This window comes from Flexivirga oryzae, from assembly GCF_014190805.1.
Lineage (GTDB): Bacteria > Actinomycetota > Actinomycetes > Actinomycetales > Dermatophilaceae > Flexivirga > Flexivirga oryzae.
Genome location: NZ_JACHVQ010000001.1, coordinates 374,087 through 400,645 on the forward strand (window position 1 = coordinate 374,087; position 26,559 = coordinate 400,645).

Annotated in this window: 25 protein-coding genes and 4 tRNA genes; 15 read left to right on the forward strand and 14 right to left on the reverse strand. The window is 69.6% G+C overall.

The window, feature by feature from the left end; all coding sequences use genetic code 11:
- Window positions 1-4: 4 nt before the first annotated feature.
- Window positions 5-1,180 carry an SPFH domain-containing protein gene (locus FHU39_RS01740; RefSeq protein WP_183318410.1) on the reverse strand — a complete coding sequence of 392 codons (1,176 nt, stop codon included), beginning with the start codon at window positions 1,178-1,180 and terminating at the stop codon, window positions 5-7.
- Between the two features lie 130 nt (window positions 1,181-1,310).
- Between FHU39_RS01740 and rph the strand changes: the two genes are divergently transcribed.
- The 4 genes from rph (at window position 1,311) to FHU39_RS01760 (ending at window position 6,060) form a co-directional block, all read left to right on the forward strand.
- Window positions 1,311-2,069, forward strand: coding sequence for a ribonuclease PH (rph, locus tag FHU39_RS01745; RefSeq protein WP_183318412.1), 759 nt, complete (start codon window positions 1,311-1,313; stop codon window positions 2,067-2,069).
- A complete protein-coding gene (rdgB, locus tag FHU39_RS01750; RefSeq protein WP_343065694.1) occupies window positions 2,066-2,683 on the forward strand; it encodes an RdgB/HAM1 family non-canonical purine NTP pyrophosphatase in 618 nt (205 codons plus the stop codon). Before rph ends, rdgB begins: the two co-directional genes overlap by 4 nt.
- 23 nt (window positions 2,684-2,706) lie before the next feature.
- Window positions 2,707-4,299, forward strand: coding sequence for a molybdopterin-dependent oxidoreductase (locus FHU39_RS01755; RefSeq protein ID WP_183318414.1), 1,593 nt, complete (start codon window positions 2,707-2,709; stop codon window positions 4,297-4,299).
- Between the two features lie 117 nt (window positions 4,300-4,416).
- A complete protein-coding gene (locus FHU39_RS01760) occupies window positions 4,417-6,060 on the forward strand; it encodes an outer membrane protein assembly factor BamB family protein (RefSeq protein ID WP_183318416.1) in 1,644 nt (547 codons plus the stop codon).
- 36 nt (window positions 6,061-6,096) lie between these two features.
- Here the strand turns inward: FHU39_RS01760 and FHU39_RS01765 are convergent, their stop codons facing one another.
- Window positions 6,097-6,579, reverse strand: coding sequence for a MarR family winged helix-turn-helix transcriptional regulator (locus tag FHU39_RS01765; RefSeq protein ID WP_183318418.1), 483 nt, complete (start codon window positions 6,577-6,579; stop codon window positions 6,097-6,099).
- 22 nt (window positions 6,580-6,601) lie between these two features.
- Between FHU39_RS01765 and FHU39_RS01770 the strand changes: the two genes are divergently transcribed.
- A complete protein-coding gene (locus FHU39_RS01770) occupies window positions 6,602-6,973 on the forward strand; it encodes a cupin domain-containing protein (RefSeq protein WP_183318420.1) in 372 nt (123 codons plus the stop codon).
- 60 nt (window positions 6,974-7,033) lie between these two features.
- Window positions 7,034-7,903 (forward strand): alpha/beta fold hydrolase, encoded by an 870-nt coding sequence (locus FHU39_RS01775; protein WP_183318422.1) that lies wholly within the window; start codon window positions 7,034-7,036, stop codon window positions 7,901-7,903.
- A 5-nt stretch (window positions 7,904-7,908) separates the two neighbouring features.
- On the opposite strand, the gene FHU39_RS01780 is transcribed toward FHU39_RS01775, so the two are convergent.
- The 3 genes from FHU39_RS01780 to bcp all read right to left on the reverse strand — a co-directional run bounded on the left by FHU39_RS01780 (window position 7,909) and on the right by bcp (window position 9,152).
- Window positions 7,909-7,986: transfer RNA gene (locus FHU39_RS01780), tRNA-Leu, on the reverse strand.
- Between the two features lie 28 nt (window positions 7,987-8,014).
- Window positions 8,015-8,626, reverse strand: coding sequence for a class I SAM-dependent methyltransferase (locus tag FHU39_RS01785; protein WP_183318424.1), 612 nt, complete (start codon window positions 8,624-8,626; stop codon window positions 8,015-8,017).
- A 58-nt stretch (window positions 8,627-8,684) separates the two neighbouring features.
- Entirely contained in the window at window positions 8,685-9,152 is a 468-nt protein-coding gene (gene bcp, locus FHU39_RS01790) for a thioredoxin-dependent thiol peroxidase (protein WP_183320827.1), read from the reverse strand.
- 97 nt (window positions 9,153-9,249) lie between these two features.
- On the opposite strand from bcp, the gene FHU39_RS01795 reads away from it, so the two are divergent.
- Entirely contained in the window at window positions 9,250-9,534 is a 285-nt protein-coding gene (locus FHU39_RS01795) for a DUF3618 domain-containing protein (RefSeq protein WP_183318426.1), read from the forward strand.
- Between the two features lie 28 nt (window positions 9,535-9,562).
- On the forward strand, window positions 9,563-9,859 hold the full coding sequence (locus tag FHU39_RS01800; RefSeq protein WP_183320828.1) for a GroES family chaperonin: 297 nt from the start codon (window positions 9,563-9,565) through the stop codon (window positions 9,857-9,859).
- A gap of 35 nt (window positions 9,860-9,894) precedes the next feature.
- Here the strand turns inward: FHU39_RS01800 and FHU39_RS01805 are convergent, their stop codons facing one another.
- The 7 genes from FHU39_RS01805 to FHU39_RS01835 all read right to left on the reverse strand — a co-directional run bounded on the left by FHU39_RS01805 (window position 9,895) and on the right by FHU39_RS01835 (window position 17,233).
- Entirely contained in the window at window positions 9,895-11,097 is a 1,203-nt protein-coding gene (locus FHU39_RS01805) for a glycine C-acetyltransferase (protein ID WP_183318428.1), read from the reverse strand.
- 4 nt (window positions 11,098-11,101) lie between these two features.
- Window positions 11,102-12,139 carry an L-threonine 3-dehydrogenase gene (gene tdh / locus FHU39_RS01810; protein ID WP_183318430.1) on the reverse strand — a complete coding sequence of 346 codons (1,038 nt, stop codon included), beginning with the start codon at window positions 12,137-12,139 and terminating at the stop codon, window positions 11,102-11,104.
- Window positions 12,140-12,187: 48 nt separating this feature from the next.
- Window positions 12,188-13,255, reverse strand: coding sequence for a LacI family DNA-binding transcriptional regulator (locus FHU39_RS01815; RefSeq protein WP_343065695.1), 1,068 nt, complete (start codon window positions 13,253-13,255; stop codon window positions 12,188-12,190).
- Entirely contained in the window at window positions 13,252-13,962 is a 711-nt protein-coding gene (locus tag FHU39_RS01820) for a sulfite exporter TauE/SafE family protein (RefSeq protein WP_183318432.1), read from the reverse strand. The genes FHU39_RS01815 and FHU39_RS01820 overlap by 4 nt, the downstream gene beginning before the upstream one ends.
- Entirely contained in the window at window positions 13,959-15,353 is a 1,395-nt protein-coding gene (locus tag FHU39_RS01825; RefSeq protein WP_183318433.1) for an amidohydrolase family protein, read from the reverse strand. The genes FHU39_RS01820 and FHU39_RS01825 overlap by 4 nt, the downstream gene beginning before the upstream one ends.
- A 99-nt stretch (window positions 15,354-15,452) precedes the next feature.
- On the reverse strand, window positions 15,453-16,838 hold the full coding sequence (locus tag FHU39_RS01830; RefSeq protein WP_183318436.1) for a uracil-xanthine permease family protein: 1,386 nt from the start codon (window positions 16,836-16,838) through the stop codon (window positions 15,453-15,455).
- A gap of 319 nt (window positions 16,839-17,157) precedes the next feature.
- A tRNA-Lys gene (locus tag FHU39_RS01835) sits at window positions 17,158-17,233 on the reverse strand.
- A 114-nt stretch (window positions 17,234-17,347) separates the two neighbouring features.
- Here FHU39_RS01835 and FHU39_RS01840 point away from each other — a divergent pair.
- Both FHU39_RS01840 and FHU39_RS01845 read left to right on the forward strand, forming a co-directional pair.
- Window positions 17,348-19,057, forward strand: a complete 1,710-nt coding sequence (locus FHU39_RS01840; protein WP_183318437.1) for a YihY/virulence factor BrkB family protein — start codon at window positions 17,348-17,350, stop codon at window positions 19,055-19,057.
- A gap of 42 nt (window positions 19,058-19,099) precedes the next feature.
- On the forward strand, window positions 19,100-20,257 hold the full coding sequence (locus FHU39_RS01845; protein WP_183318439.1) for a DUF4143 domain-containing protein: 1,158 nt from the start codon (window positions 19,100-19,102) through the stop codon (window positions 20,255-20,257).
- A 58-nt stretch (window positions 20,258-20,315) separates the two neighbouring features.
- On the opposite strand, the gene FHU39_RS01850 is transcribed toward FHU39_RS01845, so the two are convergent.
- A tRNA-His gene (locus tag FHU39_RS01850) sits at window positions 20,316-20,391 on the reverse strand.
- 67 nt (window positions 20,392-20,458) lie between these two features.
- A complete protein-coding gene (gene orn / locus FHU39_RS01855; protein WP_343065696.1) occupies window positions 20,459-21,076 on the reverse strand; it encodes an oligoribonuclease in 618 nt (205 codons plus the stop codon).
- An 83-nt stretch (window positions 21,077-21,159) separates the two neighbouring features.
- On the opposite strand from orn, the gene FHU39_RS01860 reads away from it, so the two are divergent.
- From FHU39_RS01860 to FHU39_RS01880, 5 genes are all read left to right on the forward strand, one after another.
- A complete protein-coding gene (locus tag FHU39_RS01860) occupies window positions 21,160-22,329 on the forward strand; it encodes a PrsW family intramembrane metalloprotease (RefSeq protein ID WP_183318441.1) in 1,170 nt (389 codons plus the stop codon).
- 19 nt (window positions 22,330-22,348) lie between these two features.
- The gene (locus FHU39_RS01865; RefSeq protein WP_183318443.1) at window positions 22,349-23,014 is read left to right on the forward strand and encodes a phosphoribosyltransferase; all 666 of its coding nucleotides are present in this window, start codon (window positions 22,349-22,351) and stop codon (window positions 23,012-23,014) included.
- Window positions 23,015-23,049: 35 nt separating this feature from the next.
- Window positions 23,050-23,123, forward strand: a tRNA-Arg gene (locus FHU39_RS01870).
- 86 nt (window positions 23,124-23,209) lie between these two features.
- Window positions 23,210-24,928, forward strand: coding sequence for a dynamin family protein (locus FHU39_RS01875; protein WP_183320831.1), 1,719 nt, complete (start codon window positions 23,210-23,212; stop codon window positions 24,926-24,928).
- Complete coding sequence (locus FHU39_RS01880) at window positions 24,925-26,559, forward strand: GTPase (RefSeq protein ID WP_183318445.1); 1,635 nt, start codon at window positions 24,925-24,927, stop codon at window positions 26,557-26,559. Before FHU39_RS01875 ends, FHU39_RS01880 begins: the two co-directional genes overlap by 4 nt.

Sequence of the window (26,559 nt, forward strand, 5' to 3'; positions counted from 1 at the left end):
GACGTCACTCCGCGGGCGCAGCAGGCGGGGTGGCCGGCGGCGCCGGGGGAGCCGGGGCGGCGGCGTCCGGCAGCGGCGGTGGAGTCGGTGCGAACAGTCCGGCCAGCTCGGGCACCGAGGACGCGGCGGCCCAGGCCGCCATACCGGCCGCCCACACCAGCGAGTCCGGCGTCACCTGGCCGGAGGCGCGCAGCTGGTCGACGGTGAACGGGCCCTGCTGCTGACCGCCCACCGCGACGTAGAACGTCTTGCCGCCGGGCAGCGGCGGCGGGCTGCCGGCCGGCGCACCACCCAGCGAACCGGCGGCCTGGCCGGCCATCTGGGCGCCCATCGCCGCGCCCATCCCGGCGGCCATCATCTGACCCATCGCACCACCACCGGGGTTGCCGGCGGCCGTGGTCATCGCCTCGGCGGCCATCGCCTGCTGGTAGCGCTGCATGTCGCCGAGGTTGTTCGTCCACCCGGCCGCCTCCACGCCCTTGGCCACACCGCGGGTCATGGCGTTGGTGATCTCGTCCGGCAGCGAGATGTTCATGGTGATCGAGTCGATGCCCAGGCCGTATTCGTCGTCGACCCGCTCGGCGACGAAGCCGCGCAGCTTGTCCGACAGTTCGACCTGCTTGCCCTGCAGGTCGATCACGCCGAGCTTGGTGTCCATCACCAGGTCGGAGAACGCCAGCGTGATCACCCGCCGCAGCAGTTCACCGATCTCGTCGATGTTCACCTGGGAGTCGGTGCCGATGACCTCGCGCAGGAAGATCGCCGGGTCGATGACGCGCACCACGCACAGCCCGTTGGCGCGCAGCTGCACCATCTTGAAGTCGGGGTCGCGGACGGTCACCGGGTTTGCGGTGCCCCACCGGAAGTCGGTGACCGGCCGGGTGTTGATGAAGTAGACCTCGCTGCGGAAGGGCGAGTTGAAGCCGTGCTGCCAGCCCTGCAGCGTCGCCAGGATGGGGAGGTTCTCGGTGGTCAGCTCGTACATGCCCGGGCCGAACCGGTCGGCCAGCTTGCCGGTGTGCACGAACACCGCTTCCTGCCCCTCCCGGACGATCAGCTTCGCGCCGTTCTTGATCTCGTTGTTGTAGCGCGGGAAGCGCCAGGCCAGTGCCGAATGTGAGTCATCGATCCACTCGATGATGTCGACGAGTTCCCCGCGAAGCTTGTCCATGAGTCCCATGACGCACAGCTTAGGTAATAACTGCGCACTGTCCGGTCGGTCTTCCCGAACCCCCGGTGAAATCGAGACCCCCGCGATCGAGCGGCACCGCTCGATCCCTGGGCTGCGGCGCTCTCCTACTCTTGCAGGCATGACTGACGACGTGACCCGACATGACGGCCGTGCCCCCGACCAGCTGCGCGAGGTGCGCATCACCCGCAACTGGCTGGATCACGCCGAGGGCAGCGTGCTGGTTGAGTTCGGCAAGACCCGCGTGCTCGTGGCGGCGTCGTTCACCGCGGGCGTGCCGCGGTGGCTGTCCGGTCAGGGCACCGGCTGGGTGACCGCGGAGTACGAGATGCTGCCGCGTGCCACCAACACCCGCTCGGCCCGCGAGTCCCGCAAGGGCAAGGTCGGCGGCCGCACGCACGAGATCTCCCGGCTGATCGGACGCTCGCTGCGCGCGATCATCGACACCAAGGCGCTCGGCGAGAACACCATCGTCCTCGACTGTGACGTGCTGCAGGCCGACGGCGGGACCCGCACGGCCTCGATCACCGGCGCGTATGTCGCCCTGGCCGACGCGGTTGCCGACGCCCGGGAGCGTGGCCTGATCGCGGCGAAGGCGCAGCCGCTCACCGGCTCGATCGCCGCGGTGAGCGTCGGCATCGTCAAGGGCACGCCGGTGCTCGATCTGGACTACCCCGAGGACTCCACCGCCGAGACCGACATGAACGTCGTGATGACCGGTGCCGGTGGTTTCGTCGAGGTGCAGGGGACCGCCGAGGGGGCTCCGTTCGATCGGGCCGAGCTCGACCGGTTGCTTGCGTTGGCGGAGAAGGGGATCGGCGATCTCACCGCACTGCAGCAGGCCGCACTGGACGCTCCGGCTCGGGAGCGCTCACGGTGAGTGCCTATCGCGAACTCGTCCTGGCCACCCGCAACGAGGGCAAGCTGCGGGAGATGCAGCAGCTGGTCGCGGAGGAGCCGGCGCTCGCCGACGTCACGGTCGTGTCGGTCGCGTCCTTCCCGGACGTCGAGGACGTCGTCGAGACGGGCGTGACGTTCCTGGAGAACTCGGCACTGAAAGCGCACGCAGTCGCGCAGGCGACGGGATTGCCTGCGATTGCTGATGATTCGGGGTTGTCTGTGGAGGTGCTCGGCGGTTGCCCGGGTGTCTTCTCGGCGCGCTGGTCCGGCACACACGGCGCGGACCAGGCGAACATCGACCTCCTGCTCGCCCAGACCGCCGACGTCTCGGCGGAGCGGCTCGCAGCGAAGTTCGTCTGCTGCGTGGTGCTCGCCCTGCCGGACGGGACCGAGCGCTCGCGGATTGGCGAGGTGCACGGCCGGATCTCGCGCAATCAACGTGGTGACAACGGATTCGGCTACGACCCGATCTTCGAGCTGCCCGACGGCCGGTCGATGGCCGAGCTGGGTGCGGAGGAGAAGAACGCCATCTCGCACCGCGGCACGGCGCTGCGCGCACTGCGGCCGGATATTACGGAGTTGTTAGGAAACTAGATCTCCCAGCGTGCGGTGCGACCATGGAGCACGTGGTCACGCAACACGCCGACCCGGCGACGCAACACGAACCGGTGACTCCTCCCAGTCGTGGATTACTTGCGGCGGTCGGTGGATTGGTCGGCGGCGTCGTCACGGTCGGCGTCGCCGAGTTCCTCGCCGGGGTCTTCCTCCGGCTGGGCTGGAGCGACGGGACGCCCTCACCGGTGCTGGCGGTGGGCGGGGCCTTCATCGACCGCACACCGCCGTGGCTGAAGACGTTCGCGGTCGACAACTTCGGCACCCACGACAAGCAGGTCCTGCTGGCCGGTATGGCGGTCGTGCTCACCGTGCTCAGTCTGCTGATCGGGCGCTTGTGCCGGCGTCATTTCACCGAGGCGCTCGTCGGGTTCGTCGTGCTGATCGCGATCGCCGCAGCCGCGGTGACCTCGCGCCCGCACGCCGCCGCCGTCGACCTCGGGCCGCTGCTGATCGGTGCCGTCCTCGGGTTGCTGACCCTGTTCTGGTGGCGCGACCGCATCCTGCTGGCGGCCGGCCCCGCCGATCCGTCCGCGACCACCCGGCGGGCCGCGCTCGCGGGGGTGGGCGCGATCGTCGGTGCCGCCGTGCTCGGCTTCGCCGGGCGGGCCTGGGGCAACGGCGCCCGGGCGGTGCAGTCCGCACGCGCCGCGTTCGTGCTGCCGCATGTCGCGCACCCGGTGACGGTGCCACGTGGCGCCTCCGTCGGAGTGGCGGGGGTGACGCCATACATCGTGCCGAGCGGCGACTTCTACCGCATCGACACCGCCATCGTCGTGCCCCAGGTGGATCCGGCGTCCTGGAAGCTGCGGGTGACCGGGATGGTGGACCACGAGGTCGAGATCGACTGGGAAACCTTGCGTTCCAGATCCACGCAGCAGGCGATGATCACGCTGATGTGTGTCTCCAACGAGGTCGGCGGCAACCTCATCGGCAACACCATCTGGACCGGCTGGCCGGTGCGTGAGCTGCTGGCGCAGGCGGGCGTGCAAGCCGGGGCGGACATGGTGCTGTCGCGCAGCGTGGACGGCTTCACCGCGGGCACACCGCTGCCCGCGCTGACCGACGGCCGCAACGCCCTCATCGCGATCGCGATGGACGGTGAGGCGCTGCCGGCCGAGCACGGTTTCCCGGCCCGGCTGGTGGTGCCCGGGCTCTACGGCTACGTGTCCGCGACCAAGTGGGTGACCGAGCTGAAGGTCACGACGTTCGCCCGGGACGCCGGCTACTGGACGCCGCGCGGCTGGTCGGCCCGCGGACCGGTGAAGACCTCCTCGCGCATCGACGTGCCGCGCAGCGGCGCGAAGGTGGCCGCGGGAACCGTGGCGGTCGCCGGGGTCGCGTGGCACCAGCACGTCGGGATCGCGAAGGTGCAGGTGCGTGTCGACGACGGGCCGTGGCGGGACGCTCGCCTGGGCGCCGCCGCGAACATCGATGTATGGCGCCAATGGGTCTACGAATGGCAGGCGACCCCGGGGCACCACACGCTGACCGTACGTGCGGTCGACGATTCGGGCGCGGTCCAGATCGCCGCGCAGGCGCCGCCCGCTCCGAACGGATCGACGGGGTACCACTCGGTCTCGGTGACGGTCCACTGACCCGCGGAACGGAACGGTCAACGGGTCCGGCCGCGTCCCACCCCCATGACCTCGGGCGCCACCACGAAACGCAGCCTGCTCGGAGCGGTCGGATGCGGCGGGTGCGCAGCAGGTGCGGTGACCGTCGCCGTCGCCGCGTGGGTGCTGCCCGCCGATCGGGCCGTCGACCCGCGCGCGACCACCGGGCTCGGCTGGCTCGCGGCCCTCGTGCTGTTCATGGCATTCGTCGTCGGGCTCTACTGGTGGACCAGGGAATCCGGCCTGGCCCGGACGGCCTGGGTGGCACTCGCCGCGCTCTCCTTCGTCGGTGTCCTGGTCCGCTGCGTGTTCGTGCTGACGGCGGAGCACGGTGACGGGTTGATCGGGCGACAGCCGCTCGTCGCGTTGTACGGCGCTGCGGTCGGAGTCGTCGGTGCCGTGCTGTTCGTGCTGCTGCCGGACCGGGCAGCCGGGTCGGCCCGCGAATCGCTGCGTCGCGCGGTGGCAGCGACCGCGACCGCCCTCATCGTGGTGGGACTCGGCTGCGCCATACCGGCTCCCGTGGCGTGGGGAGTGGTGAGCCACCCGTCGAACGTGATGCGCCAGCAGGCGATCCCGGCGTCGGTGTCCCGGGTGGCGTGGAGCGCCGCCGTCGGTGACGACGTCTCCGATGTCGTCCGGGTCACCGGGGGAGTCGCCGTGCTGACCTACACCGAGGTGGTGGGGGTCGACGGCCGGAGCGGCCGGCGGACATGGAGCTTCGCACGTCCTGGCGCAGATCTGGTGTCGATCCGATCCAACGGCGGGTCGCGAGTCCTGGTCACCTGGGTGGGTGGCTCCGCAGCCGCGGATCGGCCCTATCTGACCGTGCTGGACGGTGCGACGGGCCGGACCCTGTTCACCCGGCCATGGGATGTGAAGGCATCCGGGGAGGGCGCCTGGGATCTGGTCAGCGGCGACACGCTGGTGGTGCATCGGGCCGAAGACCGCAGGGTCGAAGGGTTTTCGCTGAGTACGGGCGATCGCAGCTGGACGTTCGATGCGGCGAAGGGCTGCACCGTCACCGGGGAAGCGCTGCGGACCACGATCGGCGTCGTCGTCGAAGAGCAGTGCGGTGGCCGTGGTCAGCTGATCTCACTGAACGACGACGGCGAGGTGCGCTGGCGGCGTCGGGCGACGATGCCCGCACGGCCTCACGCGTCGCCCGGACCCGGCCTTCCCCTCGCCACGAACCTGGACGGCAGCCTGGTGACCGTCAGGTGGGCGACGGAGGACGTCCCGTCCCGGTACGGCGTGCTCGACGCGCGCACCGGCCGGCGCGTGACCGGCGACCGGGCGTACGGTCAACCGCTGCTCGGGCAGGTCTACGCCCTGGACGAGTCGTCGGACCGGGAACACGGGTTGCGCAACGTGCGGACCGGCGCGACGGTGGACGCCGGTTTCCGGAACTCCACCTGTCGTGGCGTGATCGGGTCCATCGGCATCGACCTGCGCGGCGGGATCGTGTGTCTGTCCAAGTCCGCGCTGTCCTCGCTCGACGGATCCGGAGGTGCGGTCGTCACCATGCAGCGGTGGGGCGGCGCGAGCCGGGACATTCCGGCCTCGCTGGGGGCACCCGTCGACGTCGGTGATCCGGGGTCGCTCGAAGACCGCACGCTGCGGGACATGCTGGCCTACTACGCGGGGCTCGGGAGAGTGCCGCTGCGGGTGATCGACGCCCAGGGCGCGGTCGTCGTCTGGGCGCCGTCGAGCGACGGAACGAAGCTGATCGGCCTGCGCTGAGACTCCGGGCAGGCCTGCGCGCCGCCCGCGGAGCGATCAGCCGGACCAGGCTGCGAGGTCGAAACGGGTTGTGGGCAGGTCGAGTTCGCGCAACGCGATCCCCAGGTTGTGCACGCCGTCGTCACCGATGCGCGCTCGCCACCGGGCCGTGGCCTGCTCGAAGGCAGCCGCCGACAGGCGCAGGAATTCGGCTCCCCGTGCCGTCGGCTGCACGAGGACACGGCGTGCGTCGCCGGAGTCCGCCGTGCGCTCGACGTAGCCCTCCCGCTCCAGGGATGCGATCGTCTTCGCAGCGGCCTGTTTGCTGACTCCGAGCGCTGCCGCGAGCTCAGCGTTGGTGCTACCCGATCCGATCGCCTGGAGCGCGAAGCCGTGCGCCGGGCGAGAACCGGCATGTCCCCGCTGCGCGAGATCGCGGTGCGTTTCGTCGACCAGGTCGCGGAAGCCGGCCAGCAGTAGCAGCGCGAGATGCCAGCCGGGCACTTGATCGTCAACCGGGTTGTCTATATTGTCAACCATGTTGTCTATCTTAGGAGATGTCATGCAGATCGTCCGCGCAGCAGAACGCCGAACGTCCACCACCCCCAACGCCACGATGACCACCCTGGCCTCGCCCACGCTCGGCGGCGCGCAGTCCAGCCTCTGGTTGGTCGAGATGCCTGCCGGCATACGCGGCCCGGAACACTCGTTCGCGGGGGAGATCGTGTGGTCGCTCACCGCCGGCTCCGGCATCGTCCGGGTCGGTGAGGTCGAATCGCCGCTCGAAGCCGGTGACACGGTCGTGATCCCCGCCGGCGAATTGCGTCAGTTCACCGCTGGGTCAACGGGATTCAGCGGAGTGGTCACGGTCCGCGAGGGTGAGGCGTTCCTCGGTGACGGCAGTTCGGCCGGTGTCCCGCCGTGGGTGGCGTGACGCGGACACATTCCAGGCGAACTGGCGATGTGCTCGAAGGGGCATGGCACGCTGGGCACCATGACCTCGATCTCCCTGCCCGACGGGCGCGCTCTCGACATTCGGATCTCCGGCGCCGAGGACGGCCCCGTGCTCGTCTTCCACCACGGCACCCCCGGTTCGCTGCTCCCGCGCCGGGTGATGGTCGAACAGGCGGCCCAGCGCGGGATCCGGCTGGTCACCTACTCGCGTGCGGGGTATGGCGATTCGACGCGTCGCGCCGGCCGTACGGTCGCGGACATCGCCGCAGATGTCACCGCGATCCTGGACCACCTGGGCGCCGAAAGAGCAATGACCGCAGGCTGGTCCGGCGGTGGCCCGCACGCGCTCGCGACCGGTGCCCTGCTGCCCGACCGCATCACCGGGGTGCTGAGCATCGCGGGCGTCGCGCCGTACGACGCCAAGGACCTGGACTTCCTCGGCGGTATGGGCGAGGGCAACATCGAGGAGTTCGGCGCCGCACTGAAGGGTGAGGCCGAGCTGCGGCCACTGCTGGACGGAATGCGCGCCGAGCTCAAGAACGCGACACCGGAGGCGATCATCTCCGAGCTCAGCTCCCTGCTCCCGGACGTGGACCGCAAGCAGGTCACCGACGAGTCCGGTGAGGAGATGGCGGCCAACTTCCGCGAGGCGCTGAAGAACGGCGTCGACGGGTGGAACGACGACGACCTCGCGTTCACCGTGCCGTGGGGTTTCGACCTGTCCGCGATCACGGTGCCGACGTTCGTCTGGCAGGGCAGCGCAGACCTGATGGTGCCGTTCGCGCACGGGCAGTGGCTGGCGGCGAACGTCCCCGGCGCGACCGCCCACCTGCTCGAGGGCGAGGGTCACCTGTCGGTCGGTGTCGGCGCCATGCCGCAGATGCTCGACGAGTTGCGTGCGACCTACTGAGGATCTGGTGCGGCCGGTGAGATTCGAACTCACACTGTCGGGTACCTAAAACCCGTGCCTCCTGCCAGTTGGGCTACGGCCGCTCGGCGAGGAGTCTAGGGCGTGCGTACCTCAGACCGCGCGGAGGACCCCCACGAAGAAGCCGTCCGCGCCGGGCTCGGGCCGCAGGTCGTAGGTCGCGAACCGCGACTCGAGTTGCCAGCCGCTCGCTTCGGCGTCCGCGATGAACTCGTCCGCGGGGTAGGCGCGTTTGCCCTTGGTGGAGTCGTCCTGGTGGAAGCCGACCAGCAGCCGGCCGTCGTCGGTGACGACCCGGCGCATGGCCGCGAGCACGTCACGCTCGGAGTCCTCGGCGAGGAACACCATCACGTCGCCGACACACACGATCAGGTCGTAGGACGTCGGGAACTCCTGCGCCGCGAGGGTTTCCGGGCTCACGTCCTCCAACCGGATCTGCGCGACCGGCAGTGCGGGATAGGTGCGGCCGGCCATCTCCAGCAGCTCCGCATCCAGGTCGACGCCATACGCGTCGTGGCCCATCGCCTCCAGTGCGGCCGCGATGCGTCCCATGCCGCAGCCGGCGTCGAGCACCCGGCTGCCCCGCGGCAGCAACGCGTTCGCGAGGCGGGCCTCCCCGGTGATGTCGACGCCGTCCCGCAGCAGCTGCGCGAAGCGTGCGCTGTAGCCGCGGTGGCCCTGCTCCCAGCGAGAAAGTCGGCTCATTTGGGGTCCCCATGAAGTATTCGGAGGAGCGGAGCGGGGGAGAAACTTCGTGGGGTGTTCATACGAGCTTCAGCGCCTTGGAGAGGGAGGCGACGTGACCGGTGGCCTTGACGTTGTAACGGGCCAGCTCGACCTTGCCATCGGGATCGACGACGATCGTGGACCGGATGACGCCGACGACGGTCTTGCCGTAGAGCTTCTTCTCGCCGTACGCGCCGTAGGCCTCGAGCACCTGCTTGTCGACGTCCGACAGGAGCGGATAGGTCAGTGACTCCTTCGCCACGAACTTCGCCAGCTTTTCCGGCTTGTCGGGGGAGATGCCGATGACGTCGTAGCCTGCGCCCCGCAGGGTCGCGAGCGAGTCGCGGAAGTCGCAGGCCTCCTTGGTGCAGCCGGGCGTCATCGCCGCCGGGTAGAAGAAGATGACCAGACGTTTGCCCGCGAAGTCGGACAGGGAGACTTCCTTCCCGGTGTCCGACGTCAGGGTGAACGCCGGTGCCTGATCGCCGATCTCGAGCCGTGCCATCTGTGAACCTCCTGGGAGCTGCGCCGCGCGGGCCGCTGCGAACGTCATTGGCTATCCGTTATCGTCTCAGGCGAGCCCAAGACACGAGGAGACACCCATGGCTGACAAGGCCCCCGCGAAAACCGCCACACGCTCCGCCAAGCAGATCGAGGCGGATCTTGCGGCGACGCGTGAGCGCCTGGCCGGGACCATCGACGAGCTGGCCTTCCGCGCACAGCCCAAGGAGCTCGCCAAGCGTCAGGCGGAGGACGTCAAGCTGAAGCTCGGTGGATTCACCCACACGGCCGACGGTGAGCTCGACACGCAGAAGATCGCGATGGTGCTCGGTGGGGTGGCCGCCGTGCTGCTGACCGTCGGCCTCATCCGACGCGCACGTGGCTGACACCACGCCGGGCAATCTGCCCATCAAGATGCTGCACGACCGCCTGCTGGTGTCCGCCGACGGCGACGCCGGCGAACGCAAGTCCGGCGGTGGCATCGTCATACCGGCGACCGCATCGGTCGGCAAACGCCTCGCCTGGGCAGAGGTGGTCGCGATCGGTCAGCACGTGCGCCAGGTCAAGATCGGTGACCGGGTGCTGTTCGACCCCGAGGACCGGGCCGAGGTCGAGTTGCAGTCGAGGACCTACCTCCTGCTGCGGGAACGCGACCTGCACGCCGTGGCCGCACAGCGCGTCGACACCGGCAGCACCGGGCTGTACCTCTGAGCAACCGGCGCCGGTCTCGATACGCTCCTTCGTCGCTACTCGACCGACACGGCGACTTCGGCGCGGGCTTCCTCGAAGGCCCGCACACACGCCCGCACGTCGTCCTCGCTGTGTGCGGCGGACAACTGGACCCGGATGCGGGCCTTGCCCTGCGGGACGACGGGGTAGGAGAACGCGATCACGTAGACGCCGCGGCGCAGCATCGCGTCGGCGATCTGGGCCGCCTGCCGGGCGCCGTCCTCACCGGGGAACATGATCGGAGTGATCGGGTGGCTGCCGGGCAGCACCTCGAAACCGGCCTCGGTCATCATCGTCCGGAACAGCAGCGTGTTGGCCGCGAGCTTCTGCCGTTGTTCCAGCGAGTTGCCCGCGATCTCCAGGGCCTTCATCGACCCGGCGACCACCGACGGTGCGACCGCGTTGGAGAACAGGTAGGGGCGTGAGCGCTGCCGCAGCAGGTCGACGATCTCCTGGTGCGCCGCGACATACCCGCCGGACGCGCCGCCGAGGGCCTTGCCGAGTGTGCCCGTGACGATGTCGACCCGGTCGACGACGCCGCAGTGCTCGGGCGTGCCACCGCCGTGCTCGCCGACGAACCCGACGGCGTGTGAGTCGTCGACCATCACCAGCGCCCCGAATTCCTCTGCCAGATCACAGATCTCGGCCAGCGGGGCGTAGTAGCCGTCCATCGAGAAGACGCCATCGGTCACGATCACGGTATGGCGCGCGCCGGCCGCTTTCGCAGCTTCCAGCTGCGCGCGCAGGTCGCTCATGTCGGCGTTCTTGTAGCGGAACCGCTTGGCCTTCGACAACCGGATGCCGTCGATCAACGAGGCGTGGTTCAGCTCGTCGGAGACGATCGCGTCGTCCTCCCCGAACAGCACCTCGAAGATGCCGCCGTTGGCGTCGAAGCACGACGAGTAGAGGATCGCGTCCTGCGACCCGACGAACGTGGCGATGGCCCGCTCCAGCTCCCGGTGCTGCGTCTGTGTGCCGCAGATGAAGCGCACGCTCGCCATACCGAATCCCCACCGGTCCAACGCATCCCGGGCAGCGGTGACGACCTCGGGGTGGTCGGCCAGGCCGAGGTAGTTGTTGGCGCAGAAGTTCAGCGCCTGCGTGCCCGCGGTCTCGACGTGCGCCGACTGCGGCGTCGACAACTCACGCTCGCGCTTGGTGAGCCCGGCGTCGTCGATCTCCTGCAGCGTCGCGACGAGGGAGTCCTTGTTGGTGTACATGCGATCAGCTCCAATCCATGACGACTTTGCCGCACTCGCCGGAGCGTGCCGCGGCGAACGCGTCCTGCCACTGTTCGGCGGGGAAGCGATGGGTGATGACCGAGCGGACGGCGCGCTCCAGGTCGGGTGACGACGCCAGCATCGCGCTCATGGCGTACCAGGTGTCGTACATCTCCCGGCCGTAGATGCCCTTGATCGTCAGCATGTGCGTGATCACCCGGCCCCAGTCGATCGCGAACGGGTCGCCGGGCAGACCGAGCATCGCGATCCGGCCGCCGTGGTTCATGTTGTCGATGAGTTCGCTGACGGCAGAAGGGTTTCCGGACATCTCCAGGGCGATGTCGAAGCCCTCGCGCATGCCGAGGTCGTGCTGCGCGTCGGCGATGCGTTCCCGCGCCACGTTGACCACCCGGTCCGCCCCGGCGGCCTTGGCGAGCTGCAGCCGGTAGTCGCTGACGTCGGTCACCACCACGTACCGGGCGCCGACGTGTTTGGCGATGGCCGCGCCCATCACACCGATCGGGCCGGCCCCGGTCACCAGGACGTCCTCGCCGGCGATCGGGAACGACAGCGCCGTGTGCGTCGCGTTGCCGAACGGGTCGAAGACCGCACCCACGTCCGGGTCCAGATCGTCCGGCTGCACCCACACGTTCGAGGCGGGTATGACGACGTAATCGGCGAACGCACCGTCCCGGTTGACCCCGACGGAGCTGGTGCGGATGCACAGATGCCGCCGCCCGGCGCGGCAGTTGCGGCACTCGCCGCACACCACGTGCCCCTCGCCGGAGACCCGCTGACCCACCTCGACGCTGGTGACGTCCGCGCCGATCTCGACGACCTCGCCGAAGAACTCGTGCCCGGTGATCAACGGCGGAGCCACCGTGGAGGCCGCCCAGTCGTCCCAGCCCTCCAGGTGCAGGTCGGTGCCGCAGAGACCGGCCCGCCATACCTTGATCTTCACGTCCGTCGGGCCGGGTGTCGGCTCCGGGGCGTCGATCAGCTCCAGGCCCGGTCGGGCCCCTGTCTTTGCCAGTGCTCGCACGTCGGACAGTCTCCTACGTCACGCCGCCCCGTGCGAGATCGGGTGCGGTCAGTTCCCGGCCGGGGTGCGCTGCGTCGACGCACGCACGACCAGGGTGGGCGCCGGAGTCGACGGAACCGGTCGATCCTCGCCGGGTATGTCGCCGAGGCGGCGCAGCAGCAGTTCCACCGCGGCGTGCGCGACCTCCTCCAGGTGCAGGTCGAGCGCGGTGAGTGGCGGGTTGCTGGTGCGTGCGCGGATGCCGTCGTACCGGGTGGCGAGCAGCAGGTCGGTCCCGATGACCCGGCCGAGATCGTGGGCCGCCTGCACGGCTCCGGTGGCGAAGGCGTCGATCGAGATGCACAGGGCGTCGATGCCGGGGTGGTCGGTGAGCAACGAGGTGGTCGCTGCGTAACCGCTGCGTTCACCCGCGCGCTCATCGGCCTCGGCGATCGCCACGGGGAGGCCGTGCTGCTGCGCGGCGGCCAGATAGCGCTCCCGGAACGTTCGCTGAGCGGTCCTGCCGCTGGAGCCGCACACGAGGCCGATCGCCGTGGCGCCCTGCTCGATCAGGTGGCCCAGCAGGATGTCGGCGGCTTCCCGGTGGTGCAGGTCGACGCTGCTCGCATCGTCGGGGCCGTCGATCCGGACGAAAGGGACGCCCCGGTCGGTCAGTTCGGTGGCCAGCCAGTCCGAGGGAGCGGGCTCGAGCAGGATCGCGCCGTCGATGTCGAGGTGGGCGAGCGAGTCCTGCCCCTGCACCGGCGGCGCGAGCGCGAGCACGTAACCGCGTAGCAGCGCCACCTCGGCGCAGCCCATGGCCAGGTCGGTGAAGAACCCGAGGCGTGACACCCCACCGGAGACCGCCGGTGGCATCGAGGAGAGCAGGGCGATGGTCTGGGAGCGGCCGGCCCGCAACCGCTGGGCCCGCACGCTGGGCCGGAAGTGCAACCGGGCGGCGACCTCCTTGACGCGCTGCCGGGTCCGGGGGTCGACCTGGCCGATGTCGTTGAGCGAGTGCGACACCGTGGTCCGCGACACCCCGGCCTCGCGTGCGACGTCTGCGATGGTGACACGCTTCGCCGTGGTTCGGCGGCTGGACTCGGTAGACACGGTGCCCACAGCGTAAGTGATCACGCCTGCAGGATCACCGCGGTCCCGGACACGATCGCGAAGAGCAGCACGGTGTAGCGCAGCACCGGCCCTTCCAGGCGGTGGTGGGTGAATTTGCTGCCGAACGAACCGATGGCCAGGAACGGCAGCAGCGCGAGGCTCATGAGCAACGTCCTGCCCTCGATCTTGCCGCCGACGGCGAGCACGACCAGCGAGATGACCTCACCGATCAGGAAACACGCGGCCACGGTGGAGCGCAGGACGTTGCCGGGCTTGTGCTGGTAGGCGAGCGCCAGAGGCGGCCCTCCGACCCCGGTGGAGGTCTCGGTGATCCCGGTGATGAGGCCCACGACGGCCAGCCCCGACCGGTTGGGGTCGAACGCCGGGATGAGCAGGGCGGCGAGCGCGGCGACGATCGTCGAGATCCCGATCAGCAGCGCCAGTTGGTGCAGGTTGACGATCAGCAGGATCCACAGCCCGACGAACGTGCCGGCGAACCTGCCGACGCTGACCCATTTGGTGCCGTGCCAGTCGAGCGCGTCGCGTTCCCGCCACCCGATGTAGAAGTTGAGCGGGATCATCAGCACCAGCAGCATCACCGGGATGAGTGTGGGGTCGATGATGCTGACGATGGGTGCGCACACCATGGCGAACCCCAGGCCGGTCGAGCCCTGCACGAACGAGGCCACCAGGATCGTCAGACCGATCAGGGCGAAGCCCGCGAACGTCATCGGCGGGCCCCCGTTCCCGATCGGGCAGATCGGTGCTCCCCGGAGGACGGATCGATGGTGTGGATCGGCGAGGAGGACACCACCCGGGCGGAGACGGCGCGCGCCCGGTCGAGCAGCTGGGCGCCGTCCCAGTCGACCGGCTGACCGTTCACCAGCCGGACCTTGCCGTGCACGATCACCGTCTCGATCTGGTCCCGGTTGGCCAGCCGCACCAGCTCCCAGGGCAGGTCCCACGAGGGCACGAACTCCGGGGTGCTGGTGTTCACCACGAGCAGGTCGGCATACGCCCCGGGACTGATCTCACCGACCCGCCCGGCGAGCCCGACGGCGTCCGCGCCGCCCCGCAGCCCCTGGTCGAGCCAGGTCCAGCCGCCGCCGGCACACGAGTCGCCGACGGCCATCGAGTGCCCGAACCGCTGCGCCGTCTCCGCCGCGTCCAGCAGCCGGAAGGCGTCGCTGCGGGTGCCGTCGGTGCCCAGGCCGACTCGGACCCCCAGCTCGTGCAGCAGCAGCGCGGGTGCGATCGCGTTGCCCTTCCAGGAACTGGCGACGGGGTTGTAGCTGACGGCCCCGCCCGAGTCGCGGAGCAGGGCGATCTCGTGCGGCGTGAGCAGCGTGGAGTGGGCCGCCAACAGCTCCGGGCCGAGCGCGCCGAGCTGCGCGAGTCGTTCCAACGGGCGCAGGCCGGTGGCTTCGAGGGAGCGCTCGATCGCCGCAAGGTGCTCGTTGAGATGGATCTGGAACGGCACGCCGGCGTCGCGGGCGAGCGAGGACACCGAGGTCAGCACCGCGTCCGTTGCGGCCTCCGGGATCGAGATGGCGAGCGAGGGGTGCACCGTCTCGCGCGTGTGCCACCTGTCGAGGTGGCGCCGCGCACCGGCCAGCACCTCGTCCTCGGAGCTGACCACGGCCGGGCCGTTGAGGTCGTTGCAGATGAAGCCGAGGACGCAGCGCACGCCGACCCGCTCGGTCACCTCCGCGAGTTGGCCGAGGTCGCCGGCGATGCGGGCACCTGCGTCGGCCACCGTCGTGAAGCCGCCGCGCAACGACTCCCAGGCCGCGAGCTGGACCGCGACCTCGATCGCTTCCTCGTCCATGTGCTGCTCCATCGGCACCCAGACCCGGCGGAAGATCTCCGAGGGTTCACCGAACACCAGTGACTTGCCGAAGGTCTGCGTCAGGTGGTGGTGGGCGTCGACGAACCCGGGCATGAGGAGTCGTCCCGGCAGGTCGACACGCGTGGCAGCGGAGCCGTGCAGTTGCTCGACCGGAGCCACCTGCGTGATGAGGCCCTGATCGACCAGGACCGCATGGCCCCGGTGCACTCCGTCCGGGAGCAGCACCTGCTCGGGGACGATCAGCGTCGGATGGTCGTGCATCGTGCTCAACATGTCATCGGTCCTGGTTGTGGCGCCGGGTGGCTCCGGCTCGGTGGTTGATGGTCCGCCCGCCAATGGCGGCGGGCGAGCGCGGTGGGGGGCACGATCGGGTTACACGCGGTAATCACCCGCGCGCTCCTTGACATCCGCCACCGGTGGCTCGGCGGGGCTGCTCTTCGCGGACCCGCCGGTGTGGTGGAACAGCAGGTTCAGCAGTACGGCGACCAGCGCACTCATGGCGACACCGCTGCCCAGGATGGTCTGCACGTCGGATGGGAGTTCGCCATACATGCCGGGGATCAGCACCGGGAGCAGCCCGATGCCGAGCGCCATCGTGCAGGTGATCAGGTTGCCGGTCTCGGTGAAGTCCACCCGCGCGAGCATCTGGATGCCCAGCACGATGATGATCGCGAACACGACCACCGCGGTCCCGCCGACGACGGCCGACGGTATGCCGCCCAGAATGCTGGCCAACGGGCTGACCCCGATCAGGATCAACAGGATGCCGGCCGCGGCAGTGACGTACCTGCTGCGGACCCCGCTGGCGCGGACGATGCCGATGTTCTCGCCGCTGGTCACCATGGCCGGTGTGCCGAACAGGCCACCGAAGATGGACACCGCACCGTCGGCGCGGATCACCCGGGGGATGTCGCGCGTGCGCTCGACATGGCGGCCGACGATCTCGCCGTTGATCACCGTCTGACCGGTCGCCTCCGCCATCGACGCGATGCTCCAGACCAGCATCGGAACGGCTGCGACGACGTCCAGATGCGGGACTCCGAAGGGGAACAGCGTCGGCAGCGAGAACCCGGCACCCTTCGCATGGGAGGAGAAGGTGGTCATGCCCATGAACGCCGACACGATCGTGCCGAGGACCAGACCGAACGCCACCGAGAGCTGACGCCAGACACCGCGCAGGAACCGGAAGAACAGGACCGTGCAGACCATCGTGATCAGGCCGAGGATCAGGTTCTTGGTGTCACCGAACCCGGGAGTGTCGGGCCGGCCGGTGATGAGGTAGCCGGTGACCTCGACCAGGTTGATGCCGATGACGACCACCATGGTGCCGATCACCAGGGGCGGGAAGTAGCGCAGCACCCGCACGAACAGGGTCACCGCGAGGATGTAGAAGATCCCGGTCAGCACGACCGCCCCGGCGGCGGTCTGCAGATCGGTGTCCTGGGCGATCGAGATGAACAGGACCGTGGCCGCGCCGCCGGGCAGCATCACGAACGGCAGCCGGACGCCGACCCGCCATACCCCGACCGACTGCAGGAGCGACCCGAGCCCGGAGAAGACGAAGACCGCGGACAGGATCGCGGCGGTGAGATGGGCGGAGAGGTTCAGCGCGCTCCCGATCAGGAAGACCGAGGAGATGGGAGTCGCGATCATGACGAGGACGTGCTGGATGCCGAACGGGATGAGGTTCCGGATCGGCCGGAATTGGTCGACGGGGTGGACGGTCTCAGTGCCGTGCACGAGGGGCGCATTCTTCATGGAATGCCTCCGCAGGGGTGAAGGGGTATGGAGGTGACTGCTGGCTCGTGGTGACGGGCCGGGTGGTCGGCTTGCGGGTGGGTCGGACCAGTTTGCTCGGGTGGGTCCGTGTCGGACCCAAATCGATTTGGGTAATATCGTCCACCCACCACCCGCACATGTCAACAGGTTGTTGAATTTCGGTCGGTATGCCGTCCGCGCCGTGCCCGCCGCGCGTCAGCCGGGCAGGCACCGGTGGGCCGCACCGGCCTGCCGCGTCGGCGGTGTGGCGTCATACAACGAAAAGCTCCGGATCGCAGTGCGATCCGGAGCTTTCGGGTGGTGCGCCATCAGGGACTCGAACCCCGAACCCGCTGATTAAGAGTCAGCTGCTCTGCCAATTGAGCTAATGGCGCTCGGTGCGTGGAAAAACATAGCAGGCCGGTGCCGCAGACATGAAATCGAGGGTGTCAGGCGCTAGGTTGCAAAAACCGACTCGTAACTTTGCCCCGATCGAAGGACTGTTCCGGATGTCGATGCTGCTGCTGGACGAGGAAGAACTCGAGCGCCCGAGGGACATCCCGGACGTGACCGCGAAGGCGGACTGGAAGGTCGCCCTGAAACGGGCGGCGAGCAAGTTCAGCTCCGACCAGTGCACCGACAAGGCCGCGGCGCTGACCTACTTCTCGATGCAGTCCCTGTTCCCGGGGCTGATCGCCGTGCTGTCGCTGATCAACGTCTTCGGCAACGGCAAGAAGACCACCGACAGCCTGGTCCGGATCGTCGCCAACATCGCCGGCAAGCAGCCGAAGGACCTCGACTGGCTGACGAACTTCATCAACGACGTCCACACCCAGGGTGGCGGCGGGATCGCACTGGTCGTCGGCATCCTGTTGTCGATCTGGTCCGCGTCGGGCTATGTCGGCGGTTTCAGCCGGGCGCTGAACAAGATCTACGAGGTGCCCGAGGGCCGGCCGGTCTGGAAGCTTCGCCCCGCCCTCTACCTGGTGACCATCATCGAGATCGTCCTGATCATCGTGGTGATGTTCGCACTCGTCACGACGGGCAAGGTCGCCAGCTCGATCGGCGCCGAGGTCGGCATCCCGAGCCGGGCCACCCAGATCTGGGACATCGCCAAGTGGCCGTTCGTGGTGCTGATCGTGGTCTTCATCATCGGGATGCTCTACTGGGCGACCCCGAACGTGCTGAAAACCAAACGGGACATCTTCACCTGGGGTGCGCTGATCGGCTTCGTCGTGTGGGTGGTGGCCTCGGCCGCGCTGATCATCTACCTCACCCTCACCGCCGGTGCCAGCTACACCAAGACGTATGGCGCCTTCGCCGGCGCCATCATATTCATGCTCTGGCTGTGGATCACCAACGTCGCAATGCTTTTCGGCGCCGAGGTCGACGCCGAGCTGATCCGCACCCGGCAGCTGAGGTCCGGTCTGCCCGCCGAGGAGATGATCCTGCTGCCACCCAAGGACGACCAGATGTTCGCCAAGCTCGACCTCAAGGCGGCCAAGGAGTACGACACCGCGCACCAGTTGCGCCTGGAGTCGATGCGCGAAGCCGCGCACGACCAGAACATCTACGGTCGTGCCGCGCTCGCGGCGGGACATGCCGCGCAACTGGTGGGCGACGCGAGCACCGCGGGACGATCGGGTAAGACTGGTCTTGTCGGACCGCGCGACGCGAGTGCGCCGCGACCCGGAGCAGACGATCGAGGAGAGGACGCCGTGGCACACGACCTGGAGGCCGAAGCAGCCGCCATCGAGGAGTCCCGCTTGGAGCGGCGCGACGACTTCCTGCTGAAGTCGGCGAAGGCGCGGGTGGTGCGCGACCGGCTCGACCGGCAGCGGGCCAAGGCCGAGCGCAAGCGCAAGGAGCGCGAGCGCGAGGCGGAGAAGCAGCGCAAGATCGCCGAGTCCCACGTCACCCGCGAGCAGCGGTGGGAGTCGGTGGAGAAGGTTCGCGCCGAGTTCGACCCGCCGCGGACCCCTGAACGCGAGCAGATCCACGCCGAACGCCGAGCGCGGCGGGCGGCATACGACGTGGAACAGGCGGAGAAGGCGGCCAAGGCGGCGCAGCAGCCGCCGAAGCCGAAGGAGCAGCCGGCGCCCAAACACCACCGCTCGGCGCCGGAACCCAGCGTGCTGCGCACCCAGGTGGAGCAGGAGCAGCAGGACCGGCGCGACGAGTGGTTCGCGTCGCACCCGGCGCGCGTCAAGACCATGTAATTCCATCTTTGAGAGTAGGAATTACATGGTAGTATCCTCGTCGTGGTAGCGCGCGTTCAGGTCGAGGCCGAGCTGCAACGGGCGCTGGTCCGGAGCCCGGTGGTGCTGATCGTCGGTGCGCGGCAGGTCGGAAAGACGACGCTCGCGCGCACGATCGTGCCGACGGGGAGCGCGAACTACTTCGACCTCGAGGACCCTGTGGACCTCGCGCGACTGGCCGAGCCCATGCTTGCACTCGAGCCGCTGCGGGGTGTCATCGTGATCGACGAGGTGCAGCGACACCCGGATCTCTTTCCGGTGCTCCGCGTGCTGGCCGATCGGGAGGGTGAGCCGGCGACGTTCCTCGTCCTGGGGAGCGCGTCTCCGGAGGCGTTGCGGCAGTCCAGCGAATCGCTCGCCGGCCGCCTTGAGATCCTGGAGCTTCCGGGCCTCGGCGCAGCGGACCTCGACGGGAACGCGGATCGGGTGTGGCTTCGTGGTGGCTATCCGCGAGCGACACTGGCCGGCAGGGACGCGGATGCGACCCGATGGCTCCGCTCCTACCTCCGCGCGCTCGCGACACGCGACCTGCGGGAGTTCGGGCTCTCCCTTCCGGCAGCGACAGTCGAGCGCTTCCTGGCGCTGGTCGCACATCATCAGGCCAACCTGTGGAACGCCGCGAACGTGGCGCGTGCGCTCGGCATCAGTGAGGGCACCGTGCGGCGATATCTGGACGGTCTGACCGGTGCGATGCTCGTCCGGCAGTTGCAGCCGTGGCATTCCAACGAGGGGAAGCGTCTTGTCCGCCGACCAAAGGTCTTCTATCGGGACACTGGCCTGCTGCACGCGCTCTGGGGGGTTTCAACACCTGAAGCGCTCCTGCAGCACTTCGCGGTGGGCGCGTCGTGGGAGTCCTATGTCATCGACGAGTTGATCCGACGTTCGCCGGACGCACGGCATTACTTCTGGCGCACCAGCAACGGCGCCGAACTCGATCTCGTCGTCGAAGAACCGTCCGGGCGACGCGTCGGATTCGAGATCAAACGTGCCGACGCGCCGCGACTCACGCCGTCGGTTCGGGCAGCTTCCGAGGATCCCCAGTTGCGACTCGACCGGATCAGCGTCGTCTACCCGGGGAACAAGCAATACGACCTCAAGGACGCGGTGTCCGTCGTTCCCCTGCGTGACCTGCTTCGTTCACCGGTCGTGCCTCAGGGCTGACGCCGGCGACCGCCACACACGCAACGGGCCCGGCCGAATCGGCCGGGCCCTTCGCATCTGGGGTGAGTGACGGGACTTGAACCCGCGACATTCGCGACCACAACGCGACGCTCTACCAGCTGAGCTACACCCACCATGGCTGCCTCTGTTCGAAGCAGCGCGGACCATCGTACCTGCTCGGAGGGGGTGGTCCTAACGGGGTCAGTCCTGCAGGGCGAACCGCGCCGCGATCGCCTTGGCGGTGTTGCTGTCGGGGCCGGGTTGCGGCACGAAAACCGCCTCCCGGTAGTAGCGCAGCTCGGCGATCGACTCGCGGATGTCGGCGAGTGCGCGGTGTCCGCCGTTCTTGGCCGGCGCGTTGAAATAGGCCCGCGGGTACCAGCGTTGCGACAGCTCCTTGACCGATGACACGTCGATGATCCGGTAGTGCAGGTACGTCTCGAGCTCGGGCATGTCGCGCGCGAGGAAGCCGCGGTCGGTGCTCACCGTGTTGCCGCCGAGCGGCCATTTGCCCTCGCCGGGCGCGTACTCGCGGACGTAGTCCATCACCTGCCGCTGCGCCTCCTCCATGGTGACGCCGTCGGCGAGCTCCACCAGCAGCCCGCTGCTGGTGTGCATGTCCCGGACGAAGTCGTTCATCTGGTCGAGGGCGGCCTGCGGCGGCTTGATCAGGACGTCGACGCCGTCGCCGAGCTGGTTCAGCTCGAAGTCGGTGACCAGCACGGCCACCTCGATCAGGGCGTCGTCGGTCAGGCTCAGGCCGGTCATTTCGCAGTCGATCCAGACGATGCGGTCGGTGCGTGCCTTGTCTTCGCTCACCCGATCACTGTAGGGATCGAGCCGCCGGGCTGGTGCGGAACCCGTGCTGGTGCGACGCGGTGACACGTCATACAGTGCCTGAAATGTTGTTGCCGCCGCCCCGCCCGGACCGGCGCCCCGCGCTGCGTCGCTGGCTGGTCGTCGGCCTCATCGCGATCTGCTTCGCGCTCGGCGGGCTCGGCATGCTGCTGCTGGTCGACGACCAGTCCGGCATCGTCGCGACAGGGATCGGCCTGGTGCTGTCGATGGTGGTCATCGGCGTGGTCGTGCCGGTGTTCCTGTGGTTGGACCGTTTCGAGCGGGAGCCGACGAAACTGCTCGTCTTCGCCCTGCTGTGGGGTGCCTGCATCGCGACCTTCGTCGCCGCCATGGTCAACAACGTCGGCTCGGTGCTGATCGACCCGGTGACCGCGTCCCACCCGTCGGCGGCCACCTGGGTGGCACCGGTCGTGGAGGAGTCGCTGAAGGGCCTCGGGCCGTTGCTCATCCTGTTCTTCCGCCGCCGGGAGATCGACGGGGTGCTCGACGGCATGGTGTATGCCGGACTCACCGCGGCCGGGTTCGCCGCGGTCGAGGACGTCGTCTATCTGGCCGCCGGTTACGCGCACACCGGGGAGCAGGGGCTCGTCGCGACGTTCATCGTGCGGGTGGTGATGAGCCCGTTCGCGCACCCGATGTTCACCGTGTGCACCGGGATCGGGATCGGGATCGCCGCGACCACCCCGCACCGCGCGCTGCGGTACCTCGCGCCGTTCGCCGGCTGGTGCTGCGCGGTCACCCTGCACGGGGTGTGGAACCTCGGCGCCGTCCTCTCACAGCACGGCTGGCTGGTGTTCTACGTGGTGCTGCAGCTGCCGCTGTTCGTCGGTTTCGTGACCCTCATCGTGCTCGCCCGGCGGCACGAGGCGAGCCTGATCGCTCGCGAGCTCGGTCGGTATGTCGACTCCGGTGCGCTGACCACCTCGGAGGTCGCGATGCTCTCCTCGATCAAGGAACGCAGCTACGCACTGGCCTGGGCGGAGCGGCACGGCGGAGCCGAGAGTCGCAGTCAGATGCGCGAATTGCAGGACGCCGCAAGTGAACTCGCGATGGTGCGGGCGCGGGTCGACCGGGGCGACACGAGCGCTGCGGTGCTGCGCGAGGAGCAGCACCTGCTCGAACTCGTCGGGGTGCTACGGGTGCGTTTCCTGGACTCGGCGCTCTACCGCTACTACGAGGACCGCGGGCTGACCCCGGGGCCGGCCCGGTCGTGAGTCGGCGGAGCGATCGGCGATGACCCGGCCGGGCGACCGCGAGCCGTACGCCGACCGGGCTGCGGCGGGGGCGGCGGTGGCCGACGCGTTGGCCGATCTCGCCGGGCGCCCCGACGTCGTCGTGCTGGGGTTGCCGCGCGGCGGTGTGCCGGTGGCCGCCGTGGTGGCCCGGCGGTTGTCGGCGCCCCTGGACGTCCTCGTGGTCCGCAAGCTCGGCCTGCCACGGCACCCGGAGCTGGCCATGGGCGCGGTGGCCGGCAGCGCGGGGGAGCTGCAGCTGGTGCGCAACGCGGAGGTCATCGGGCACGGGCGGGTGCGACGCCGTGCCTTCGAGCAGGTTCTCCGCGCCGAGACCGCCGAACTCCGGCGCCGCGAGGCGCTCTACCGCGGAGCCCGGGCGCCGCTGCGGCTGCGCGGCCGCACGGTCGTCGTCGTGGACGACGGCCTCGCGACAGGCGCCTCGATGAGAGTCGCCGTGCGCGTCATACACCAGCAGGAGGCGGCGCTCCTCGTCGTGGCGGTCCCGATCGGGCCGGTGGACGTGTGCGCGGCGCTCGCGACGGAGGTCGACCGGCTGGTCTGCCCGTGGACCCCGGCGGATTTCGTCGCCGTCGGCGCCGGGTACCGGGAGTTCGGGCAGACCCCCGACGACGAGGTGCGGCGGCTGCTGGGCGTCGTCGGCTGAAGTGCCCGGGCGCGTCCGGTAATCTGCAACTCCTTGCCCCCGTAGCTCAGCTGGATAGAGCAAGAGCCTTCTAATCTCTAGGTCGCAGGTTCGAGTCCTGCCGGGGGTGCTTGTGACGCGTATCTCCTCGGGGCCGCGGGTTTTCAGCCGGGTTCACGGCGGGCCAAGTTGAGTCGCGGACGCCACCACGAAATGATGTGCGGTGTGTCTGGGGACGTCGAGGGTGAGCGGCTGCTGGCTGCATTGCAGACGCTGCGGCGCGGCGTCGACGCCGTTGCGCTCCCGCTCCACCTGACCGACGTCGAACGCGCCCGGCGCGACCGGGGCGAGTTGCTCGCCCAGCTCGACGACTACATCCTGCCGCGGGCCGCCTCCCTGGACGCGCCGCTGCTGGCCGTCGTCGGCGGGTCGACCGGTGCCGGCAAGTCCACCCTCGTCAACTCCCTCGTCGGCGAGGTGGTCAGCAAGAGCGGCGTGCTGCGGCCCACGACCCGGGCCTCGACGCTGATCCACAACCCGGCCGACGAACGCTGGTTCACCGGCACCCGGGTGCTGCCCGGCCTGGCCAGACTGACCGGTGACATCGAGGAGGCGGGGGACCCGGGCACGCTGCGGCTCGTGCCGGGCAACGTGCCGCAGGGCCTCGCGCTGCTCGACGCACCCGACATCGACTCGGTCGTCTCGGCCAACCGCGACCTCGCCCGGCAGTTGCTGTCCGCCGCCGACCTGTGGCTGTTCGTCACGACTGCCATGCGGTATGCCGACGCCGTGCCCTGGGACCTGCTGCACCAGGCGATCCACCGCGGAACCTCCGTCGCGGTCGTGCTCGACCGCGTGCCGCTGGACGCCATGGAGGAGGTGCGCGCCGACTTCGCGACCATGCTCATGGAGCAGGGGCTCGGCCAGTCGCCGGTGTTCGCCATCGCCGAGACCGGCCTGGGCGCGGACGGGTTGCTGCCCAAGGTGGAGGTCGCGCGGATCAACGGCTGGCTGGCGTCCCTCGCCGCCGACCAGCACGCCCGCAGCATCGTGATCCGCCGCACCCTGCAGGGCGCGCTCGACTCGCTCGACAGCAGGGCCGCCGCCCTGGAGCTCGCCGTCATCCAGCAGGCCGACGGCCGGGAGGAACTGCAGCGCGCCGCCGCGGACGGGTACGCCGCCGCGCTCGCGGGTGTTTCCGAGGGCATGCGGGACGGCACGATGCTGCGCGGCGAGGTGCTGGCCCGCTGGCAGGAGTTCGTCGGCACCGGTGAGGTCTTCCGGCAGCTCGAAGCCGGGGTCAGCCGGATGCGTGACCGGGTCGCTGCCGCGCTGCGCGGTCGCGGACGGCAACAACCGGTGGGGGATCTCGGTGCGGCACTGCAGACCGGTGTCGCCGCGCTGCTCCAGGCACACGGCGAGACCGCCGCGATCGACGTGGCACGCTCCTGGCGCCATACAGCAGGGGGAGCGGAGCTCATCCAGCAACACCCTGAACTCGCCTCTGTCAGCAAGGATTTCGAACAGGAGGCGGAGAAGCTCGTGCGGTCGTGGCAGGACGACGTGCTCGCCATGGTGCGTGACGAGGCCGGTGGCAAGCGCACCACTGCGCGCTTCCTGGCGTTCGGCGTCAACGGCATCGCCGTGCTGCTGATGCTCGTCGTCTTCTCCGCGACGGCCGGCCTGACCGGCGCCGAGGTCGGCATCGCCGGCGGTTCGGCGGTCCTCGCGCAGCGGCTGCTCGAGGCGGTCTTCGGCGACCAGGCGGTGCGCACCCTGGCGGCCAAGGCACGCACCCGGCTGCTGACCCGCACCGAGGAGCTGTATGACGCCCAGCGGGCTCGCTTCGACGCCGCGCTCGCGCAGCTCGGCGGCGGTGGGACGAGCGCCGAGGAGCTCCGGGCCGCGGTCGAGCAGGTCAGGGCGGCGCGATGAGTCCGAAGAAGTCAGAGCAGGGGACCGGTGGCTGGGACGAGGTCACGACCCACGCCGAAGCCCTCGCGGAGGCGCTGCGCACCGGTGCGGGCCGGTTGCCCACGCACGCTGAGGAACGAGCCCAGCAGGTGCTGCAGAAGATCCCGGCGCGGCAGGCGATCGTCGGAGGTCGCACTGTTGTCGTGCTCGCCGGGGCCACCGGCAGTGGCAAGTCGAGCCTGTTCAATGCGCTTGTGGCAGAGCCGGTTTCACGGATCGGTGCACGTCGGCCCACCACGTCGGTGCCGACCGCGGCGATGTGGGGCGACGAACCGAGCGGGGAACTGCTCGACTGGTTGCAGGTCGGCACCCGACACCAGGTGCCGCGTGGCGCCCGGCGCGCGGACGCCCTCGACGGGTTGGTGCTGCTCGATCTGCCGGACTTCGACTCCCGCGTCGCGCAGCACCGTGCCGAGGCCGATCGGGTGATCGGGCTGGCGGACGTGCTCGTCTGGGTCACCGACCCGCAGAAGTACGCCGATGCCGTCCTGCACGACGACTACGTCAAGCAACTGGCGAGCCACAGCGCGGTCTCCCTGGTGGTGCTCAACCAGATCGACCGCCTCGGCCGCGCCGAGATCTCCCAGTGCGTCGAGGACCTGCAGCGGCTGCTCGCCGCCGACGGTCTCTCGGACGTGCCGGTCCTGACGACCTCGGCGGTGCGTGGTTACGGCGTCGACGATCTCGCCGGCACGATCTCCTCGGTGGTCCAGCAACGCAACGCGGCCGAGCAGCGGCTGCTCGCGGATGTGCGTGCGGCTGCGGTGTCGCTGCAGCCGGGTGTGGCTGCGCAGGAGGCCACGCTGCACGCCGACGACGGATCCGAGCTGACCGATGCGCTGTGCCGTGCGGCCGGCGTGCCGGCGGTGGTGGATGCGGTACGCCGTGACCACCTGATGCGGGCGGAGCAGCACGGTGGCTGGCCGTTCACCCGGTGGGTGCACCGGCTGCGGCCGCAACCGTTGCGCAGGCTGGGGCTCGACGAGGCCCACACCATGAACCGCTCCGGTGCCAAGCTCGCGCTCGGCCGGTCGTCGCTGCCACCTCCCGGTCCCGCCGCCCGGGCCGCCGTGGACCTGGCCGGTCGCCGGCTGGGCCGCCACGCCGCCGAAGGCCTGCCGGCCGCGTGGGCCGAGGCGGTCCAGGAGGCGGCCACCCCACCCGATGAGCGCTTGCACGACGCACTCGACCAGGCCGTCATCGGCACCGAACTGCACGGCCGGAAACCGGCCTGGTGGGCGGTGTCCTCGGCGCTGCAGTGGGTCTTCGCCGCCATCGCGCTGATCGGCCTGGTCTGGCTGATCCTGCTGGCGATCCTCGGTTTCGCGCACATCGACGCCGACTCGCCGACCTGGATCGGCCTGCCGATCCCGTTGCTGATGCTGGTCTTCGGCCTCCTCGCGGGCGTGCTGCTGGCGCTCATCGCGCGATGGACGGCGGCGCGTGGGGCGCGACGCCGCGCAGCGCAGGTCGGGTCGCGGTTGCGCGCCGCGATCGCCGTCGTCGGGGTCGAGCAGGTCATCGATCCCGTGGCTCACGTCCTGCAGGCACATCGCGACACGCGCGAGGCGCTGGCGGCCGCGGCGCGCTGA